The 19851-nt window shown below is 70.5% G+C and carries 16 protein-coding genes; 11 read left to right on the top strand and 5 right to left on the bottom strand.

All coding sequences use genetic code 11. From position 1 onward, the window contains the following. Positions 1-1632: an N-acyl-D-amino-acid deacylase family protein gene (locus tag ACWCQ1_RS17015; protein ID WP_358594439.1), complete on the top strand. Its 1632-nt coding sequence runs from the start codon at positions 1-3 to the stop codon at positions 1630-1632. A gap of 1 nt (position 1633) precedes the next feature. Here the strand turns inward: ACWCQ1_RS17015 and ACWCQ1_RS17010 are convergent, their stop codons facing one another. From ACWCQ1_RS17010 to ACWCQ1_RS17000, 3 genes are all read right to left on the bottom strand, one after another. Further along, positions 1634-2464, bottom strand: coding sequence for a trypsin-like serine peptidase (locus ACWCQ1_RS17010; RefSeq protein WP_133048965.1), 831 nt, complete (start codon positions 2462-2464; stop codon positions 1634-1636). Between the two features lie 114 nt (positions 2465-2578). After that, positions 2579-4309 (bottom strand): P-loop NTPase fold protein, encoded by a 1731-nt coding sequence (locus ACWCQ1_RS17005; protein ID WP_451026807.1) that lies wholly within the window; start codon positions 4307-4309, stop codon positions 2579-2581. Positions 4310-4378: 69 nt separating this feature from the next. Beyond that, positions 4379-5023 (bottom strand): RodZ family helix-turn-helix domain-containing protein, encoded by a 645-nt coding sequence (locus ACWCQ1_RS17000; RefSeq protein ID WP_358594445.1) that lies wholly within the window; start codon positions 5021-5023, stop codon positions 4379-4381. A gap of 126 nt (positions 5024-5149) precedes the next feature. Between ACWCQ1_RS17000 and ACWCQ1_RS16995 the strand changes: the two genes are divergently transcribed. From ACWCQ1_RS16995 to ACWCQ1_RS16970, 6 genes are all read left to right on the top strand, one after another. Next, entirely contained in the window at positions 5150-6361 is a 1212-nt protein-coding gene (locus ACWCQ1_RS16995; protein WP_358594447.1) for a pyridoxal phosphate-dependent aminotransferase, read from the top strand. A gap of 101 nt (positions 6362-6462) precedes the next feature. Beyond that, positions 6463-6879 carry an SCO4983 family protein gene (locus tag ACWCQ1_RS16990; protein WP_133048961.1) on the top strand — a complete coding sequence of 139 codons (417 nt, stop codon included), beginning with the start codon at positions 6463-6465 and terminating at the stop codon, positions 6877-6879. Between the two features lie 296 nt (positions 6880-7175). Then, complete coding sequence (locus ACWCQ1_RS16985) at positions 7176-8270, top strand: substrate-binding domain-containing protein (protein ID WP_451026806.1); 1095 nt, start codon at positions 7176-7178, stop codon at positions 8268-8270. 13 nt (positions 8271-8283) lie between these two features. After that, a complete protein-coding gene (locus tag ACWCQ1_RS16980) occupies positions 8284-9495 on the top strand; it encodes a toxic anion resistance protein (RefSeq protein WP_451026805.1) in 1212 nt (403 codons plus the stop codon). Beyond that, positions 9492-11021, top strand: a complete 1530-nt coding sequence (locus tag ACWCQ1_RS16975) for a substrate-binding and vWA domain-containing protein (RefSeq protein ID WP_358594459.1) — start codon at positions 9492-9494, stop codon at positions 11019-11021. Before ACWCQ1_RS16980 ends, ACWCQ1_RS16975 begins: the two co-directional genes overlap by 4 nt. Beyond that, positions 11008-11610: a hypothetical protein gene (locus ACWCQ1_RS16970; RefSeq protein ID WP_358594462.1), complete on the top strand. Its 603-nt coding sequence runs from the start codon at positions 11008-11010 to the stop codon at positions 11608-11610. Before ACWCQ1_RS16975 ends, ACWCQ1_RS16970 begins: the two co-directional genes overlap by 14 nt. Positions 11611-11783: 173 nt before the next feature. On the opposite strand, the gene ACWCQ1_RS16965 is transcribed toward ACWCQ1_RS16970, so the two are convergent. Continuing rightward, the gene (locus tag ACWCQ1_RS16965; RefSeq protein ID WP_358594465.1) at positions 11784-13607 is read right to left on the bottom strand and encodes a phosphoenolpyruvate carboxykinase (GTP); all 1824 of its coding nucleotides are present in this window, start codon (positions 13605-13607) and stop codon (positions 11784-11786) included. A gap of 342 nt (positions 13608-13949) precedes the next feature. On the opposite strand from ACWCQ1_RS16965, the gene trhA reads away from it, so the two are divergent. From trhA to ACWCQ1_RS16945, 4 genes are all read left to right on the top strand, one after another. After that, positions 13950-14696: a PAQR family membrane homeostasis protein TrhA gene (trhA, locus tag ACWCQ1_RS16960; RefSeq protein ID WP_358594468.1), complete on the top strand. Its 747-nt coding sequence runs from the start codon at positions 13950-13952 to the stop codon at positions 14694-14696. Positions 14697-14807: 111 nt separating this feature from the next. Beyond that, entirely contained in the window at positions 14808-16361 is a 1554-nt protein-coding gene (locus tag ACWCQ1_RS16955; RefSeq protein WP_133048956.1) for a DHA2 family efflux MFS transporter permease subunit, read from the top strand. Between the two features lie 5 nt (positions 16362-16366). Further along, entirely contained in the window at positions 16367-16999 is a 633-nt protein-coding gene (locus ACWCQ1_RS16950) for a TetR/AcrR family transcriptional regulator (protein WP_358594471.1), read from the top strand. A gap of 33 nt (positions 17000-17032) precedes the next feature. Beyond that, positions 17033-17749, top strand: coding sequence for a Mut7-C RNAse domain-containing protein (locus tag ACWCQ1_RS16945; RefSeq protein WP_133048954.1), 717 nt, complete (start codon positions 17033-17035; stop codon positions 17747-17749). On the opposite strand, the gene ACWCQ1_RS16940 is transcribed toward ACWCQ1_RS16945, so the two are convergent. Further along, entirely contained in the window at positions 17746-19785 is a 2040-nt protein-coding gene (locus tag ACWCQ1_RS16940; RefSeq protein WP_451026804.1) for a thioredoxin domain-containing protein, read from the bottom strand. The genes ACWCQ1_RS16945 and ACWCQ1_RS16940 overlap by 4 nt on opposite strands. Positions 19786-19851 lie beyond the last annotated feature (66 nt).

Here is a 19851-nt window from a genome sequence, read left to right as displayed (position 1 = left end):
ATGGAGGAGCTCGTCATCCGGGACGCGGACGTGGTGGACGGCAGCGGTGAGCCGTCGTACCGCGCGGACGTGGTGATCGACCACGGCAGGATCGTCTCGATCGTCAAGGAGGCGGCAGCGGCCGGCTGTCTGCGGCCCAAGGCCGTGCGGGAGCTGGACGCCGAGGGGCTGGTTCTCTCCCCCGGCTTCATCGACATGCACGCCCACAGCGACCTCGCCCTGCTGCGCGACCCCGACCACAGCGCCAAGGCCGCGCAGGGGGTCACCCTCGAAGTCCTGGGCCAGGACGGGCTGTCGTACGCCCCCGTCGACGACCGCACCCTCGCCGAGGTGCGCAGCGCGATCACCGGCTGGAACGGCCACGGCGACGACATCGACTTCGACTGGCGGTCGGTCGGCGAGTACCTGGACCGCCTCGACCGGGGGATCGCCGTCAACGCGGCCTATCTCGTCCCGCAGGGCACGGTCCGGATGCTCGCCGTCGGCTGGGAGGACCGCGAGGCGACCCCTGAAGAGCTGGACCGGATGCGGCAGTTGGTCGCCGAGGGGATGGAGCAGGGCGCGGTCGGCATGTCCTCCGGGCTGACCTACACGCCCGGCATGTACGCCAAGGACGCCGAACTGACCGAGCTGTGCCGGGTGGTGGCGTCGTACGGCGGCTACTACTGCCCGCACCACCGCAGTTACGGGGCAGGCGCGCTGGAGGCGTACGAGGAGATGGTGGCCCTGACCCGCGAGGCGGACTGCTCCCTCCATCTCGCCCACGCCACCATGAACTTCGGCGTGAACAAGGGCCGCGCGCCCGAGCTGCTGTCGCTGCTGGACGAGGCGCTGGCGGCCGGGGCGGACATCACCCTGGACACGTACCCGTACACCCCCGGCTGCACGACCCTCGTGGCGATGCTGCCCAGTTGGGCGAGCGAGGGCGGGCCGGAGGCGGTCCTCAGGCGGCTGGAGGACGACGACACGGCCGAACACGTCCGGCACGACCTGGAGGTCGTCGGCTCGGACGGCTGTCACGGCGTGCCCATCGAGTGGGACACGATCGAGATCTCCGGCGTGACGGACCCCGGCCTCGCGGACTTCGTGGGCCGTACGGTCCGGCAGTCGGCGGATGCGCGCGGCGAGGCCCCCTGGACCACCGCCCGTCGCCTGCTGCTCGCGGACCGGCTGGGCTCGACGATCCTCCAGCACGTCGGTCACGAGGAGAACGTGCGGCAGATCATGCGGCACCGCGTCCACACCGGCGGCTCGGACGGCATCCTGCGGGGCACCAAGCCGCATCCGCGGGCCTACGGCACCTTCCCGCGGTATCTCGGCCGCTATGTGCGGGAGTTGGGGGTGCTGTCGCTGGAGGAGTGCGTCGCGCACCTCACCTCGCGCCCTGCGGCGCGGCTGCGGCTGCCCGACCGGGGACTGGTCCGTGAGGGCTACCGGGCGGACCTGGTGCTCTTCGATCCGGCGACGGTGGCGCCGGGGGCGACCTTCGAGGAGCCGCGCACCCTGCCGACGGGCATTCCGTACGTCTTCGTGGACGGGAAGTTCGTGATCGAGGACGGCAGGCGCACGGACGTGCTGGCGGGACGGGCGGTCCGTCGTAGTCCCGTACGACGGAACGCCACCCGGGCCTGACCTACGGCTTGGGCAGCACGCACCCACTGGCGTTGAGGTTGAGCTTGTTGCCGGTGGTGAAGCAGGCGGGTATCTGGTACGTCTCCTCGGCGTAGTTGATGCCCTCGCGGACGGTGACGTTGCCGTTCGCGTCGACCTCGCACGGGTTGTTCTCCGTGCAGCGCTCGCCGTCCTCGTTGCCGGTGTTGTTGACGGCGACGACCTTGCCGGTGGCGTTGTCGATCACCGGGGAGCCCGAGGTGCCGCCGATGGTCTGGCAGGCGGAGGTGTAGCGGACGGAGTCCTTCCAGGTCCAGTCGCCCTCCTTGAGGCGGTAGACGAACCCGTCGATGTTGCAGGCGTAGGTCCGCTTCCAGTAGCCGGACACGACCGTGATCGCGGTGCCGGCGGTCGGGTGGGTGTCCTGCACGGTGAGCGGGCTGATGCCGTAGGAGCTCTTGATCGCGGAGTACGTGGTCGTCAGACGGTAGATCGTGACGTCCGTGTCGGTCATGGTCGAGTAGACGACCTGGTTGGCGCGGAGCGTGGCGACCTTGGTGCCGGCCGAGTTCAGCAGACCGAAGGTACGGCTGGAGGACTGGCCGGTGATGACCTCGCCGGGCTCCGGGAATCCGGTCTCCAGGCAGTGGCCGTTGGTCATGACCAGCGCCGGGTCGGTGTCCGCGGAGTTCGGGAAGCGGACGACCGAGCCGGAGCAGTTGCTCAGCGAGACGGTGCCGGCGAAGTTGACCGCCGTGACCGCCGGGGCCGGCGCGGACGCCGCGACCGCCGGTGCCGCGCCGGATCCGGCGAGCACCAGCGCGGTGACCACGGCGCCGAGAGGCTTCTTCATGTGGGGGTCCCCTCATTGCGACAGATTTTGTCATGGGCATTGTGAGGGGAGGGGGGTGGTGGGGCAAGGAGCGGTTTCAGGACCGGCGTTGGCGGATTTCCGTACAGGCGAGTTTCAGGACCGGCGGTGGCGGATTTCCGCGCAGGCGGTGTCGACGTACTGGACGAGGGTCCTGGGACTGTCGGTGATCCGCGCACCGAGCTCACCGGCTCGCTGCAGGCGGGCGGGGGTGAGACGGTTGACGAAGAACACCGCGGGCCCGGCGAAGAGGCCGCTCTCCCTCCAGCGCGCGAGGTCGACGAGTCCTTCGTCCCCGCCCGGACCGCGTGAGACGTCGGAGATCAGCAGGTCGAACCCGAAGGAGCCGAGGAAGACCTCGGCACTCGGCCCGTCCTGGGCCAGGATCACCGCGGCACCCTGGTCCTGCAGCCGGCGCACCCGCTGGAAATTCTGCTCCGGGTAGTCGTCGACCCACAGGATGCTGACGCCGGTGTAGTCGCTCCGCGCCTGTCCCGCGGGCGGCTCCTCGTCCTCCCGGATCATCGCGACCGGAGCCGCGCCGCCCTCCTGCAACCGCCGCACCAGCTGGTCGGCCTGCGGAAGCCGCATCCACTCCTCGATGAGGTGGACGAAGTTCTGGTCGCGCGCGAGTTCCGGGAACACGGTGGGCAGGTCGTCCTCCAGACGCGAGAGGACCCTCGCCCAGGTGTCCCGGTCCTCCCGGTCGGGCTCCGCGAGGCCGTGCCCGGTGACGGACTCCACCGTGGTGCTCCACGACTCGTCGGTCACCTGGGCCCACTGGCCCAGCACCCGTCGGGCGGTGCGGTACTCCAGGAACTCGCGCGCCGCGTGGGCGTACGTGCCGTCGCCGGAGACGAGCACGCGGTAGAAGTCGGCGTACAGGTACTGCAGCAGCAGCGTCCTGATCACCGCCTCCGCTTCGAACGCCTCCCACACAGGGTTGAGCGCGCACTCCAGCCCGAAGCCGTTGATCAGCCGCTTGATCCGCCGCGCGTTGCGGTCGGAGCGGTCCGCGATCAGTCTCACCAGGGGCTCGTCCAGCAGATCCCGGATGCCCGAACGGTCGGCGCAGCTCCGCACGTATGCCTCGGCCTCGGCGCCGCCCGGTACCGGCAGCCGGTAGCTCGTCTGGAACACCTTCTCCATGTACGCCGATCCGGCCGACCCCAGCACCGAGCGGTCACAGCCGATCACGAAGGCCAGTCCCGGCACGTCCAGATAGACCTTCACCGCCTCGCACACCGCGAGGACCGTCTCCTCCGGACAGCGGTCGAGGTCGTCGACGAAGACGACCAGCAGGCGGCGGGGTTCGTGGGACGCCGCGTCCGCCCACTCCGTCGCCAGCTTCAGCAGCGCGCCCCGCATCATGTTGCGGGACTTGGCGTCGACCGACAGGTCCCGCCAGAACCGGTCCACGAGCCCCGCCACCCCGAAGGGCGCGGCCGCCACGGTCAGGGTCGCGCGGACAGCCGCGACCAGGGTCTGCTGCCCCGACAGCCGCCAGAGCGCGCGTCGTAGCACCCGCCGGTCGAACCGCATCAGGACCGACTTGATCAACCCCTCCAGCGCGTCGGCGCCCGTGGAGGTCCAGGCGTTGTACCAGACGGTCTCGACGTCCTCGTACCGCCCCGTGAGCTCGGTCTCCACCAGCCGCATCAGGCTGCTCTTGCCCGTGCCCCAGCCGGCGTCGACGGCCAGCGTGAACGGGGTGGCCGTACGGGAGTCGTGCAGCAGCCTGGCCAGTTCCCGGGCCGCCCGGCCGGCACCCAGCAGATCGGCGTCCGGTTCCGCCACGGGCTCGTCGTTGAGCAGCTTGAACTCCATGCACTCCCCCTTCGGCAGGGTGAACCTACCCAGGGGACGGACGAGTTGGGGCACGGCCGGTTCCCGGCCTCACTTGGGGTGCTTGGTGGCCCCCTGGCCCCGCCCCTGCTTGTTGCCGGAGTTCCCCGGGGCCGCGGTGGTCGTGATGGGGGCCGAGGTTACGGGGGCGGTGGTGGTTCCGGTCGAGGGCTGCGGTGCGGTGGCGGATGCCCCGGTCCCGGACGTCGCCGTGCCGTGAGCGGTCGACTCGCTCGCGGTCGCGGGGGCGGACGGCCGCGTACCGGCGGGGGCCGCCGATGCGCCGGCGCCGCGCGGGGATGCCGTGGGGGCCGGGGAAGCGTCCGCCGACGGTGCCGGGCGTCCGTCCTTCCCCTGCGGTCCCCCCGAGGACGCGCCGGAGAGGGAGAGCGCGGTGATCACGGCCGCCGACAGCGCGCCCGCCGCCCCGGCGGCGACCACCATCCGCCGCCGTCCCCGCGTCCCGCGCTCGCGCCGGCGTGCGGCGGCCCGGCCACCGGCGGGCGGCGCCGGGTCGGTCCCGGGCACCCTGGGCAGCTCCGCCGTCCGGTCGTACGCGTTCTGCCAGCCGTGCGCGGCCGCCGGATCCGCGTAGCCCTCGTACACGGGCGTCGATTCCGGGGTCGGGTGGTACACGTTCGGCGGATCCTGCGGGGCGCCGTTCTTCCCGTTCGCGTGCTGAGGTGACCCGGACATGACCGCGCATTCTAGGGACTGGTGGGACCCCTGAGACAGCTACCGGCGATAACAGCCCAAACCGAGGCGTCTCGCGTGGTGGAAAACACGGTCCGAGAGGCGTTACCGGGCCGTAAGCTCCCAGACATGCAGGTGATCCAGTCGACCAAGCTCGCCAACGTCTGTTACGAGATCCGGGGCCCGGTGCTCGAGGAGGCGATGCGGCTCGAGGCGGCCGGGCATCGGATCCTCAAGCTGAACACCGGCAACCCGGCGGCGTTCGGCTTCGAGTGCCCCCCGGAGATCCTGGAGGACATCCTCCGCAACGTCTCCACCGCACACGGCTACGGCGACGCGAAGGGCCTGCTGGCCGCCCGCCGCGCGGTCGTCATGCACAACCAGACCCTCGGCATCGAGACGGACGTCGAGCACGTCTTCATCGGCAACGGCGTCTCCGAGCTGATCGTGATGGCGATGCAGGGCCTGCTGGACGACGGCGACGAGGTGCTCGTACCGGCCCCGGACTATCCGCTGTGGACCGCCGCCGTGTCGCTGTCCGGCGGTACGGCCGTGCACTACCGGTGCGACGAGCAGGCCGACTGGATGCCCGACCTCGCGGACATCGAGCGCAAGGTCACCGACCGCACCAAGGCCCTCGTCATCATCAACCCCAACAACCCGACGGGCGCGGTGTACGACGAGGCGATGATCAAGGGCTTGACGGACATCGCCCGCCGCCACAACCTCCTCGTCTGCTCCGACGAGATCTACGACAAGATCCTGTACGACGGCGCCACGCACACCCCGACCGCCGCGGTCGCGCCGGACCTGCTGACCCTCACCTTCAACGGCATGTCGAAGGCCTACCGGGTGGCCGGCTACCGGGTGGGCTGGATGTCGATCTCCGGGCCGCGCGCGCACGCCGACTCCTACATCGAGGGCCTGACGATCCTGGCGAACATGCGGCTGTGTGCGAACATGCCCGGTCAGCACGGAGTGGTCGCCGCGCTGAGCGGGCGGCAGTCCATCAACGACCTGGTGCTGCCGGGCGGGCGGCTGAAGGAGCAGATGGACACGGCGTACGAGCTGCTGACACGGATCCCGGGGGTGAGCTGCGTACGGCCGAAGGGGGCGCTGTATCTCTTCCCGCGGCTCGACCCCAAGGTGTTCAAGATCAAGGACGACCGGCGGATGGTGCTGGACCTGCTGCGCAGCGAGAAGATCATGGTCGTGCAGGGTTCCGGGTTCAACTGGCCCGAGCCCGATCACTTCCGGGTCGTGACCCTGCCGACGGTCACGGATCTGCGGGACGCGGTGGGGCGGATCGGGCGGTTCCTGGACGGCTACGGCCAGCCCTAAACCTTCTTCGCGCCACGGATTCCGGGATCTTCTTGGATTCGCTCAACTTTAGACGAAATCTAAGCTAGGATGGTTTCCTGACAGCTTCTGGAGGCCATCCCATGTACGAACCGATCCGCACCAAGTCGGTCCACAGCACGATGGCCGGCACGAGCTCCGACTTTCCGCACCGCTCCCGCGAGGAGGAGCTGGACATCCAGCTCGCGGGACACCTCGCCGCGCTGCTCGCCGTCACGGACGAGCTGCGGGCGGCGGCTCCCTCCGCCGACCTGGACGAGGCGGCCGAGCGGCTCGCCGAACAGGTGGCCCGGCTGCGCGGCGGGGTGACACCGGTGCGCATGCAGGTGGCACCGGCCGAAGTCGACCTCACCACCCTGCACGAGCGGGCGCACGCCCTGGCGGGCCGCGCCCTGGTCGTGGCGGCATCGCGGGCCGACACGGCGGCGGCGATCCTCGCCGCGGAACGCATGGACGCGCACACGGAGGCCCTTGACCCCCGCGAACTCGCGTCCCGCTGAGCCCCCGAGGGCTCCCCTGACGGCCCCGGTCCGCGTGCACCCGCAGCGACGCGCGGACCGGGCGCCACACACTGCGTTGGCTTGAGCCGCGTTTCTCTGCGTCGCCGGGTTCGTGACGTGCGGTTGGCCGGGGTGTGTTTCGCCGTAGGGCTTGGTGCCGGCTCGCGGCTGCGGGTCGGTTGTGGCTTGTCGCGCCCACGCGGCGGAGCCGCATATCGATACAGCCCCGCGCCCCTTTGGGGCGTTGCAGGGCCGGGGCTGGTTGGACACCGTCTGTTCACCCTCTACGCCGGGGAATGTTGGGTTCCGGGAGCACGCTCCCCGGCGTGAGACGTATCGCAGGAATCGTCCTCGCGGTGTTGCTGATCGGCGGCGTGGTGGCTGCCGTCGTGGCGGGCCGGGAAGCGGACGACAAGGGCACGGCAACGAAGACCGTGCGCATGGTGATCGGGTCCGAGAAGGCGGAGTACTTCGCGGACCCGGCTGTGGTGAAGGCCCTCGCCGCCAAGGGATTCACCGTGAAGGCCGAGACCTCCGGGTCCTGGGCCATGGAGGGGCTCGACCTCAAGGGGTACGACCTCGCGTTCCCGTCCAGTCAGGCACCCGCCGTCGAACTGGCCGCCCGCCACAAGGTGCAGGGCACCCTCGCCCGCCCCTTCTACTCGCCGCTCGTCGTCGTGGCCCACCGCAGCGCCGCCCAGGTGCTCGCGGCCAACGGCCTCGCGACCCTGGACACCGAGCACCGCGGCACCCTGAAGATGGCCGCCTATCTCGACGCCGCCCGCCACGACCGTACGTGGCAGCAGCTCAAGGGGGCGAGCAAGTACGGGGAGTTGACGGGCACGCTCTTCCTCTCCTCCACCGACCCGGAGACCTCCAACTCCGGCGCCCTCTACCTCGCCGCCGCCTCCTACGTGGCGAACGGCGGCCGGGTGGTGGCGAGCAAGGCCCACCTCGACCGCACAGAGCCGCTGATGAAGAAGCTGGTGCAGGTCCAGGGCGCCCAGCAGTCCAGCTCGGACGCGGTGTTCCGGGACTTCGTCAGCGGCGCCGGCAATCCGCTCGTGGTGGTCTACGAGTCCCAGGTCGCCTCGCTGCTCGCGGGCGGACAGCAGCCCGGTGACCTCGTCGTGCTCTACCCGGACACCACGGTCAACAGCGACCACACCGTCGTGCCGTTCACCGACAACGGCAAAGCGCTCGCCCAACTCCTGTCCACCGACCCAGGGTTGCGCAAGCTCGCCGTGAAGCACGGTTTCCGGCCGCAGGGCACCGCCACCGAGTTCGCCTCGGCGACCACCTATCTGAAGCAGGAACTGACCGGTGTCCGGCAGGCGCCCGTGCCCACCTCCGCGGTGCTGCACGAGATGGCGCGCCGGGCGCGCGGATGACACGGGGGACCCCATGAGCAGCTTCAACACCAGTCAGAACAGCGGCAGTCAGCACACCCTGAGCGGGGACGACGTCTTCACGCTCACCCCGCCCGAGCCCGTCGCGCCGGTGCCGCGGGAGAAGGCCGGCGGGCTCGTGCCGGTGGACGACAGCGTCCGTACCGACATGGCCGCGAAGGCCTCCGCCTACGTCGCCGGTCTCGCCGCCCTGGACGCCCGCTCGCCCGAGTTCGCCGGCAAGGTCGGCGAGATCACCGGACTCGGCGCCGGAGAGATGCGGACCGCGGCCGCACAGTCCAACCGGATGCTGGAACGGACCGTGAAGAGCCTGCCGAGCAAGGGCGGGGACGCCCAGTCGCAGGTCGCCGGCTCGCTGGTCGAACTCCGGCGGGTGGTGGAGGACCTGGACCCGCGGGACCTGCCCGCGAACAAGGGCCGGAAGTTCCTCTCCCGGCTGCCCGGCGGGAACAAGCTGCGCGACCACGTCGCCAAGTACGCGTCCGCACAGGGCACCCTGAACAGGATCGTCGGCTCGCTGCGCGGCGGCCAGGACGAACTGCGCAGGGACAACGCCGCGTTGCAGACCGAGCGGGTCCGCCTGTGGGAGACGATGGGCAAACTGCAGGAGTACGTGGTGCTCACCGAGGCCCTGGACGCGGCCGTGGAGCAGCACCTCGCCGGGATCCCGGACCCCCAGGAGGCCGACGGTCTCCGCGCCGACGTGCTCTTCCCGGTCCGGCAGAAGCACCAGGACCTGCTCACCCAGCTCGCGGTGTGCGCGCAGGGCTACCTCGCCATGGACGTCGTACGCCGCAACAACGACGAGCTGATCAAGGGCGTCGACCGGGCCGCCACGACCACCGTGTCCGCCCTGCGCATCTCGGTGATGCTGGCGTCCGCGCTGGACAACCAGAAGAAGGTCGTCGAGCAGGTCAACGCCCTGCGCGGGACCACGGAGGACCTGATCCGGGGCAACGCGGAGATGCTGTCCACGCAGAGCGGGGAGATCCAGCGGATCGCCGCGGACCCGGCCGTGGGGGCCGAGACCCTGCGCTCGGCGTTCCAGCAGATCTACCGGACGCTGGACGCGATCGACACCTACAAGGTGCGGGCGACCGAGGCGATGGCGACGACCGTCGAGAACCTGACGGCCGAACTCCAGTCCGCAAGCGCCTACCTGGAGCGCAGCCGGTCGCGGGGCGAGCTGGAAGGGGGTCTCGCATGAGACGGACCCTCACCGCCGTCGTGTCGGCGGCGGCCCTGCTGACCGCCTGCTCCTCGGCGCACAAGACCGACCCCGACGCCCCTCGGCCCGGCACCCTGCGGGTCCTCGCCTCCAGCGAACTCGCCGACATGGCCCCGGTCCTGGGCCGGGTCCGCAAGGACATCGGCCTCACGGTCCGGCCCACCTACATGGGCACCCTCGACGCCGTGAACCTGCTGGCGTCCGGCAAGGCGGACGGCCGTTACGACGCCGTGTGGCTGTCCTCGAACGACTATCTGCGGCTGCGCCCGCAGGCGGCGAAGAAGGTCGTCTCCGAGACGCCGGTCATGTCGAGCCCGGTGGCCATCGGCGTCAGGACGGCCACCGCTCAGGCGCTCGGCTGGACGCCGGAGAACGTCACCTGGTCCCAGGTGGAGAAGGCCGTACAGGACGGAAAGCTGACGTACGGCATGACGGACCCGGCCCGCTCCAACTCCGGCTTCTCCACGCTCATCTCGGTCGCCTCCGCCCTCTCCGGCGCCCAGTCGGCGCTCACCGACGCGGACGTGGCCAAGGCGACGCCCCGTCTGAAGGAGTTCTTCAAGGGGCAGAAGCTGACGTCGGGTTCGTCGGGCTGGCTGGCGACGGCCTACAAGCGGCGCGGGAACGTCGACGCGCTCCTCAACTACGAGTCCGTCCTCAAGGGCATCCCGGGCCTGACCGTGATCCGCCCCAAGGACGGCGTGGTCACCGCCGACTACCCGCTCTCCTCCCTCGCCGACACCGACGCGGCGACCCGTGAGGAGGTCCGGCGCCTGACCGAGGCCCTGCGCTCGCCGCGGATCCAGCGCGAGATCACCGCCGACACCCACCGCCGCCCGGTGATCCCCTCGGTGCCTCCCGCACCCGGCCTCGACACCACCCGCCGCCGCGAACTCGCCTTCCCCGGCACGCTTTCGGTCGCCGACGGCCTGCTGCACTCGTACGAGAACGAACTGCGCCGCCCCTCCCGCACCGTCTACGTCCTCGACACCTCCGGCTCCATGGACGGCGACCGCCTCAGCCGGCTGAAGAAGGCCCTCTCGGACCTGACCGGCGACTTCCGCGAACGGGAGGAGGTGACGCTGATGCCCTTCGGCTCGGACGTGAAGAGCGTACGGACCCATGTGGTCGACCCGGCCGATCCGCGGGCCGGCCTGAAGGCGATCCGCAAGGACACCAAGAGGCTGTCCGCCGACGGCGACACCGCGATCTACACGTCCCTGGAGAAGGCGTACGAGCATCTCGGCACCGGCGGCGACACGTTCACGTCGATCGTGCTGATGACGGACGGCGAGAACACGACCGGCGTCAAGCCGAAGGACTTCGACACCTTCTACCGCTCACTGACCGGCGCCCAGCGGGACACCCCGGTCTTCCCGATCCTCTTCGGCGACTCCGACCGCAGGGAACTGACCCACATCGCCGACCTGACCGGCGGCCGCCTCTTCGACGCGCAACACGGCTCGCTGGACGGCGCCTTCGAGGAGATCCGTGGCTACCAGTAGGTTCTTGAGGTTCCTGGAGTCCCGCAAGAACATCGCGGGAAGCGCGGGCGGTCTGGCGGGCCTGGTGCTGACGTTCGCGGGGGTCGCCGGGCCGTACTGGCCGGTGGTGGTGGCCGGGCTCTACGGCGCGGGCGCGCTCATCGCCCCGCCGGAACGACCGCCGCTGCCGGACTTCCCGTCCCCGTCGGCCCAGCTGGAGGAACTGCGGGCCGACTTCGACAAGCTGGGCACCTATCTGGCGGAGGTCGACCTCCCTCCGGCCGCCGCGGGCCGCCTCACCGAGCTGACCGACCTGCTGACCGCGCTGCTGGCCCCGGGCTGGGTGACCGAGGTCCTGGCCCAGGACCCGGAGGGCGTGCACACCCTGTCCCGGACGGTCCGCCAGGACATCCCGGAAGCGGTCGACAGCTACGTACGCACCCGCTGGTGGACCCGTATGACCCCGGGCTCCGAACCCCCGGAACGCCACCTGGAACGCCAGCTCACGCTGCTGCAGGAGGAGGCGGAGCGACTGGCCACGACCCTGCGCGAGACGGAGGCCCGCCGCCAGGAGACGCACACCCGCTATCTGGAAGAACGTTCCCCTTGAGGAAACGGCGAAGGCCTGCCCCTTCCCTCCCGTCGGGGCGGACGGAAGGACAGGGGCAAGCCCGAGCCGCGCACGCCGTTGTGCGCGGCCTCGCCGTACATCACCGCGGCCGGCCGTGACGATCACTGGTCAGGGCCCATCCCAGCCGGCCGCGGAGCCTCACGAGCCGGACGTCAGCCCAGCCGCTGCACCAGCGCCCGGTACTCGTCCCACAGCTCCTTCGGCGTGTGGTCCCCGAACGTGTTGAGGTGCTCGGGAATCAACGCCGCCTCCTCCCGCCACACGTCCTTGTCGACGGTGAGCAGGAACTCCAGGTCGGACTCGGACAGTTCGAGCCCCTTGGTGTCGAGGGCACCCTTGGCCGGGAGGACACCGATCGGCGTCTCGACACCCTCCGCCCTGCCGTCCAGCCGCTCCACGATCCACTTCAGGACGCGGCTGTTCTCACCGAACCCGGGCCAGACGAACTTGCCCTCGTCGTTCTTGCGGAACCAGTTGACGTAGTAGATCTTCGGCAGCTTGGACTGGTCCTTGTCCTTGGCCACGTCGATCCAGTGCCCCATGTAGTCGCCCATGTTGTAGCCGCAGAACGGCAGCATGGCGAACGGGTCCCGGCGCAGCTCGCCGACCTTGCCCTCGGCGGCCGCGGTCTTCTCGGAGGCCACGTTGGCGCCCAGGAAGACACCGTGGTTCCAGTCGAAGGACTCGGTCACCAGCGGAACGGCGGAGGCGCGCCGGCCGCCGAAGAGGATCGCCGAGATCGGCACGCCCCTCGGGTCCTCCCACTCGGGCGCGATGATCGGGCACTGTGAGGCCGGGACGGTGAAGCGGGCGTTGGGGTGCGCGGCGGGCTCGGCGGACTCCGGCGTCCAGTCCCGGCCCTTCCAGTCGGTGAGGTGGGCCGGGGTCTCCTCCGTCATGCCCTCCCACCAGATGTCGTTGTCGTCCGTCAACGCCACGTTGGTGAAGACCGAGTTGCCCCACAGGGTCTTCATCGCGTTGGCGTTGGTGTGCTCACCCGTGCCGGGCGCGACGCCGAAGAATCCGGCCTCGGGGTTGATGGCGTACAGCCGGCCGTCCTCGCCGAAGCGCATCCAGGCGATGTCGTCGCCTATGGTCTCCACGGTCCAGCCGGAGACGGTGGGCTCCAGCATGGCGAGGTTGGTCTTGCCGCAGGCGCTCGGGAAGGCGGCGGCGACGTACTTGGACTCACCGGTCGGCGGGGTGAGCTTCAGGATCAGCATGTGCTCGGCCAGCCAGCCCTCGTCGCGGGCCATGACGGACGCGATGCGCAGGGCGTAGCACTTCTTGCCGAGCAGGGCGTTGCCGCCGTACCCGGAGCCGTAGGACCAGATCTCGCGGGTCTCGGGGAAGTGCGAGATGTACTTGGTGGAGTTGCACGGCCACGGTACGTCCGCCTCGCCCTCGGCCAGCGGGGCGCCCAGCGTGTGGACGGCCTTGACGAAGAAGCCGTCCGAGCCGAGCTCGTCGAGGACGGGCTGTCCCATGCGGGTCATCGTGCGCATGGACACCGCGACATAGGCGGAGTCGGTGATCTCGACGCCGATCGCGGAGAGGTCCGAGCCGAGCGGGCCCATGCAGAACGGGACGACGTACATCGTCCGGCCCTTCATCGAGCCGCGGAAGACGCCCTTCTCGCCGGAGAAGATCTCCCGCATCTCGGCGGGGTCCTTCCAGTGGTTGGTGGGGCCCGCGTCCTCCTCCTTCTCCGAGCAGATGAAGGTCCGGTCCTCGACGCGCGCGACGTCGGTCGGGTCGGAGGCGGCGTAGTACGAGTTGGGGCGCTTGATCGGGTCGAGCTTCTTGAAGGTGCCCTTCGCGACGAGCTCCTCGCACAGGCGCTCGTACTCGGCCTCGGATCCGTCACACCAGACCACGTTGTCCGGCTGGGTCAGTTCGGCGATCTCGTTCACCCACGAGACCAGTTCCTGATGCTGGGTGGGAATGACGGGGGGAGCCGCGTTGTCGCGCGCCACGATTGCTCCTAAATGAGGGATTTTGTGTTGGAGGCCCCGTGGGGGCTGCGGCCCGGATGCTTCGTGGCTGGATCTTCAGCGCTCATCCGGTGCCGACCGCACTCATTTGATCATCCGACGCGAGTGCCCATATGTCCAGAGGGCCTCACAGGTGAGCGGAGTGGGGATCGTCACGTCTCTTTTGTGTGCGACGCGTTTATTTGCGTGCACCTAGGGTTCAAGTGACCGTTTCTTTGCGCGGTACGCCCCGGCCGCCAACCGCCGTGAGATGATGGCCACTCTTGGCCGCTTCCGCGTCCGCACTGATTCGTAACTTACGGTTCCGTAGGTACGATGCGAGACATGACAGCGCCCGTCCCCGACGCGTCCACCGGAACGCCGGCCGCCGGCCGCGGTTCCGAAACGGCCTCCATCCCGCACCAGATCAAGCAGCACGCTCAGCAGCTCGCCGAGCCGATCAAGCCGAAGCTCCGCGGCTGGCTGCATCTGGGCATGTTCCCGGCCGCGCTCATCGCCGGCCTGGTCCTCACCGCCCTCGCCGACTCGGCCAGAGGACGCATCGCCTGCGGGATCTACGCGCTGACGGCCTGCCTGCTGTTCGGCGTGAGCGCGCTCTACCACCGGGGCAACTGGAGCCCGCGCATGGACGGCGTGCTGCGCCGCCTCGACCACGCCAACATCTTCCTGATCATCGCCGGCACCTACACCCCGCTCACGATGCTCCTGCTGCCGGGCGCCAAGGGGCAGTGGCTGCTGTGGGGCATCTGGGGAGCGGCCGCGGCCGGGATCATCTTCCGGGTCTTCTGGGTCGGCGCTCCCCGCTGGCTCTACACCCCCTGCTACATCGCGATGGGCTGGGCCGCCGTCTTCTTCCTGCCCGACTTCATGCGCACCGGCGGCGTCGCCGTCCTGGTCCTGGTCATCGTCGGCGGCCTGCTCTACAGCGCGGGCGGCGTGATCTACGGCATCAAGCGGCCGAACCCCTCACCGCGCTGGTTCGGCTTCCACGAGGTCTTCCACTCCTTCACGCTGGCCGCGTTCGTCGTCCACTACGTCGGGATCTCCCTGGTGGCGTACCAGCACGCCTGACCGCTCCACCGCTCCATCTCATGGCCACGGCTTGCCGCCGTGGCCATTTTTCGTATGCCGGTAGGGACTATCGATTGACAGCTTCTAGATTTTGAGAGTTACTCTCATTTCATGGTTACTGTCACCCCAAACCCCCGGCGTTGGTGGGCCCTGGCCGCCCTCGTCGCGAGCATGCTCACGCTCGGCTTCGACACGACGATCCTCAACGTGGCCCTGCCGACCATGGCCGCGGACCTCGGCGCCACCACCGGCCAGCAGCAGTGGATGGCCGACTCCTACGTCGTCGTCTTCGCGGCACTGATGCTCCCCGCCGGACTCCTCGGCGACCGGTTCGGACGGCGGCTGATGCTGATCGTCGGACTCGGGATCTTCCTGACCGGCTCACTGGCGGGCGCCCTGGCCGGGGACGTGAACTGGGTCATCGCGGCCCGGGCCCTTATGGGCGTCGGCGCCGCCCTGGTCACCCCGCTCGCGCTCTCCGTGCTGCCCACCCTGTTCGCCGCCGACGAGCAGCCCAAGGCGACCGCGATCGTCACCGCCGCCTCCGCGCTCGGCCTGCCGCTCGGCCCGATCATCGGCGGCTGGCTGCTGAACCACTTCTGGTGGGGCTCGGTCTTCCTGGTCAACGTCCCGATGGCCGCGATCGGCATCGCCGCCTGCGTCTTCCTGCTCCCCGAGACCCGCGACCCCGCCTCCCCCGAGGTCGACACCGTCTCCACCGCGCTCACCGCGACCGGACTCGGCGCCCTCGTCTACGCGATCATCGAGGCACCCACCCGCGGCTGGGGCGACCCCCTGGTCCTGGCGATGTTCGTAGCGGCCGTCGCCCTCATCACCGCCCTGGTCCTGCGCGAACGCCGGGTGGAGCGCCCCATGCTCGACATGACGCTCCTCGCCCACCGCGGCTTCCTCTTCAACACCATCGCCGCGACCCTGGTGATGTTCGTCCTGTCCGGCCTGCTCTTCGTGCTGCCGCCCTACCTCCAGGCGGTCCTCGGCAACGACGCCTTCGGCACCGGCCTGAGGCTGCTGCCGATGATGGGCGGCCTCCTGGTCGCCTCCCGCACGGCCCCGCAGGCCACCGTGCGCTTCGGCGCCCGCGCCACGGTCGGCGCCGGCCTGGCGGTGCTGGCCTTCGCCGCGTTCCTCGGCAGCCGTACGACGGTCGACTCCGGCTACGGCTTCACCGCGCTGTGGCTCTCCATCACCGGCCTCGGCTTCGGCTTCTCGCTCATGCCCGCCATGGGCGGTGCCCTGGGCGCCCTGCCCCGCGACCGGGCCGGCAGCGGCTCCGGGCTGCTCATGACGCTGCGCCAGGTCGGCGGCGCGGTCGGGATCGCCCTGCTCGGCAGCCTGCTCTCCGCCACCTTCCAGGACCGGCTCGACGTCACCGGACTGCCCGCGGGGGCGGCCGACACCGCCGGGGACTCGGTGGTCGCGGCGCACATCGTCGCCGAGAAGGCGCACTCCGCCCACCTGGCCGCCTCCGCGAACAGCGCCTACGTCCACGGCATGGGACTGGTGCTGCTGGTGTGCGGGGCCGCGGCGCTCGTGTCGGCGCTGCTGGCGGCGGTCTTCCTGCCCGGCACGCAGGCCGCGCGGGAGACCGCGTCGCTGCCGGAACCCCCGGAGATGGCCGCCGAGCAGGCGGATGCCCGACAATGACCGGCATGACGGCCGCCCGATCCCCCCTCTCCCCCGCCGACCGCCCCGGACTCGGTCTCCGCGAACGCAAGAAGATCAAGACCCGCGAGGCGATCCGCACGGCCACCTATGAGCTGATCAAGGAACAGGGCTACGACGCCACGACGATCGAGCAGATCGCCGAGCGGGCGGAGGTGTCGCCGTCCACCGTCTTCCGCTACTTCCCCACCAAGGAGGACATCGTGCTCACGGACGAGTACGACCCCCTGATGCTGGAGGAACTGCGGGCCAGGCCCCCCGGTGAGCCGTGGATGGACTCGCTGCGGCACATCATCGAGACGGCGATCGAGCTCACCACCCGGGAAGACCCCGAGATGATGAGGATGCGCGCGCATCTCGGGGTCCAGGTCCCCGCCGTCCGCGCCCGGATGTTCGAGAGCATGTCGGAGACCGGGCGCATGCTGTGCGAGGCGATCGCCGAGCGCTCCGGCCTGAAGCCGGACGACCTCCGGGTCCGGGTCCACGCGATGTCCCTGATCGGCGGCCTCATGGAGGTCTCCATGTACTGGGCGGAGAACGACTTCAAGGGCGAGCTCAAGGACCTCATGCACCAGGCCCTCGACGTCATGGAACACGGCCTGCCCACCCGAAACCCCTGAGCCCCGCGCCCCGCGGCATGCCATCCTGACCGGGTGAACGGTCCCGAGATCCACGTCGAGTTCGCTCCCGACCTGACCCCGTTCGTGCCGCGCGGCCCGCGCCGGACGCTCGTCACCGACGGTGTCTCCTCCCTCGGCCACGTCGTCGAGTCGGCCGGCGTCCCGCTGACCGAGGTCGGCTCCCTCTGGGTCCACGGCCGCGAGGTCCCGACGTCGTACGTCCCCGCCGCCGGCGACGCGGTGGAGGTACGGCCCGTCGAGCGCCCCCAGCAGGTCCCCGGCGCACCCCTCCGCTTCCTCCTCGACGTCCACCTCGGCACCCTCGCCCGCCGGCTGCGCCTGCTGGGCGTGGACACCGCCTACGAGTCGACGGACCTCGGCGACCCGGCCCTCGCCGCCCTCTCCGCCGCCGAACAGCGGGTCATGCTCAGCCGCGACCGTGGCCTGCTGCGGCGCCGCGAACTGTGGGCGGGCGCCTACGTCTACAGCACCCGCCCCGAGGACCAGCTCCGGGACGTCCTGGACCGGTTCCGCCCCGAACTGCGGCCCTGGACCCGCTGCACCGCCTGCAACGGCCTGCTGAAGGAGGCCACCAAGGAGGAGGTGGCGGACCAGCTGCACGGCGGGACCCAGCGGTCGTACGACGTCTTCGCCCAGTGCCGGGACTGCGGACGCGCCTACTGGAAGGGCGCGCACCACGAGCAGCTGGTGGCCATCGTGGAACGCGCCCTGGAGGAGTTCGCGCGTTAGTCCCGGCCGGCCAGCGCGGCCCGCAGCCGGTCCCGGTCGGTGGTCGGGGCGTCGCAGGCGAAATGGCGGCAGACGTAGGCGGCGGGCCGTCCGTCGACGAGAGGACGCTCGGCGAGCAGCGGGAACTCATCGCTACCCGGTGTGCCGACGGCGACCACCGCACCCGGGGAGGTGCCCAGAAGTGCCGTGCGGTGCAGGGCCTTCGTGCCCTCCTCGTCGATCGCCGGCCCGACGATCGCGACCTCCTTCGGCCCCTCGAGCACGGCCTCGGCGACCGCCAGCCCCCAGCCGATGAACCGGGGCACCCGCGGACCGAGCGCCTTCACGACGCCCAACGCCCGCTCGGCGGCGGTGCGATGGGGCTCCGCGCCGGTCTGGGCCGCGTAACTCAGCAGTGCGCCCGCGGCGGCGGTCCAGCCGGAGGGCGTCGCGTTGTCGGTCGGGTCCTGCGGCCGGCGGATCAGCCGCTCGGCGTCGGCGCCGGTGTCGTACAGCGAACCCGACTCCTGGTCGACGAAGCGCGCGAGGACATGGTCCAGCAGGAACCCGGCGAACTCCAGCCACACCCCCTCCCCCGTGACCGACGCGAGCGCCAGGAAGCCCTCGGCCACGTCGGCGTAGTCCTCAAGCACGCCCGCGTTGGCGCCGGCCTGGCCGTCCTTGCTGGTACGGGCGAGGCGGGCCTGCTCGTCGAGATGCAGCCGGACCAGGAGATCAGCGGCGCCGACCGCGGCCTCGACCAGGTCCGGGCGGTCGAAGTAGGCGCCGGTCTCGGCCAGCGCGGCGATCGCGAGACCGTTCCACGCGGCGACGACCTTGTCGTCACGGCCCGGAGCCGGCCGCCCTGCCCGCACGCCGAGCAGCCGCTCCCGGATCGAGCCGACCCTCTCGGCGTCGAAGACCCCGTCCTGCTGCGGGAGTTGGAGCACGGACTGACCGTGCTCGAAGGTGCCCTCCTCGGTCACCCCGAAGTACTGGGCGGCCAGTTCGGCGTCCTCGTCCCCGAGCACCTCGGCGAGTTGACGGGGCGTCCAGACGTAGTACGCCCCCTCGACGTGCCTGCCCGTCCCGTCGTCGCTGTCGGCGTCCAGGGCCGAGGCGAACCCGCCCTCGTTCGTGCGCAGTTCACGCACCATGAAGTCGGCGGTCTCCAGGGCGACCCGGCGGGCGAGTTCCGAGCCGGTGGTACGCCAGAGGTGGGCGTAGACGCGGCACAGCAGGGCGTTGTCGTACAGCATCTTCTCGAAGTGCGGCACCACCCAGTCACGGTCGACGGAGTAGCGCGCGAACCCGCCCCCGAGCTGGTCGTAGATGCCGCCGCGGGCCATCCGCTCACAGGTGTCCGAGGCCATCTGCAGGGCGCCCTCGGAACCGGTGCGGGCGTGATGCCTCAGCAGGAACTCGATCACCATGGACGGCGGGAACTTGGGCGCCCCGCCGAACCCGCCGCGCTGCGGGTCGTACTCCCGGGTCAGCCCGAGCAGCGCCTGCGCGAGCTCCTCCTCACCGGGGATCTCCGTACCGCCGTAGTTGATCTCACGCTGGGACAGGTCCCGCACGATCTTCCCCGCGACCTCCGCCACCTCGTCCCGCCGGTCCGCCCAGGCGGCCCGCACCCCCTCCAGCACCTGCCGGAAGGACGGCATGCCATGCCGCGGGGCGGGCGGGAAGTAGGTACCGAAGTAGAAGGGCTCGGCGTCGGGCGTGAGAAACACGGTCATCGGCCACCCACCCTGCCCGGTCGCCGCCTGCACCGCCTCCATATAGACGGCGTCGACATCGGGCCGCTCCTCACGGTCGACCTTGATGTTGACGAAGTGGTCGTTCATGAAGCCGGCGACGACTTCGTCCTCGAAGCTTTCCCTTGCGAGGACATGGCACCAGTGGCAGCTCGAGTAACCGACGCTGAGCAGCACCGGAACGTCTCGCCGACGCGCCTCCTCGAAAGCCTCGGCAGACCACGGCCACCAGTCCACGGGGTTGTCGGCATGCTGCAGGAGGTACGGGGACGTCTCATGGGCCAGTCGGTTCGCCATATACCCATCGTGCCCGACGGGCCCCGACAGGTGGCGACGCGGGCGTCCACCAGGGGCCCGCCCCTG

Source organism: Streptomyces sp. NPDC002144 (genome assembly GCF_053593695.1).
Note: the sequence above shows the minus strand (reverse complement) of the source record. Positions and strands in the feature narration are given on the sequence as shown.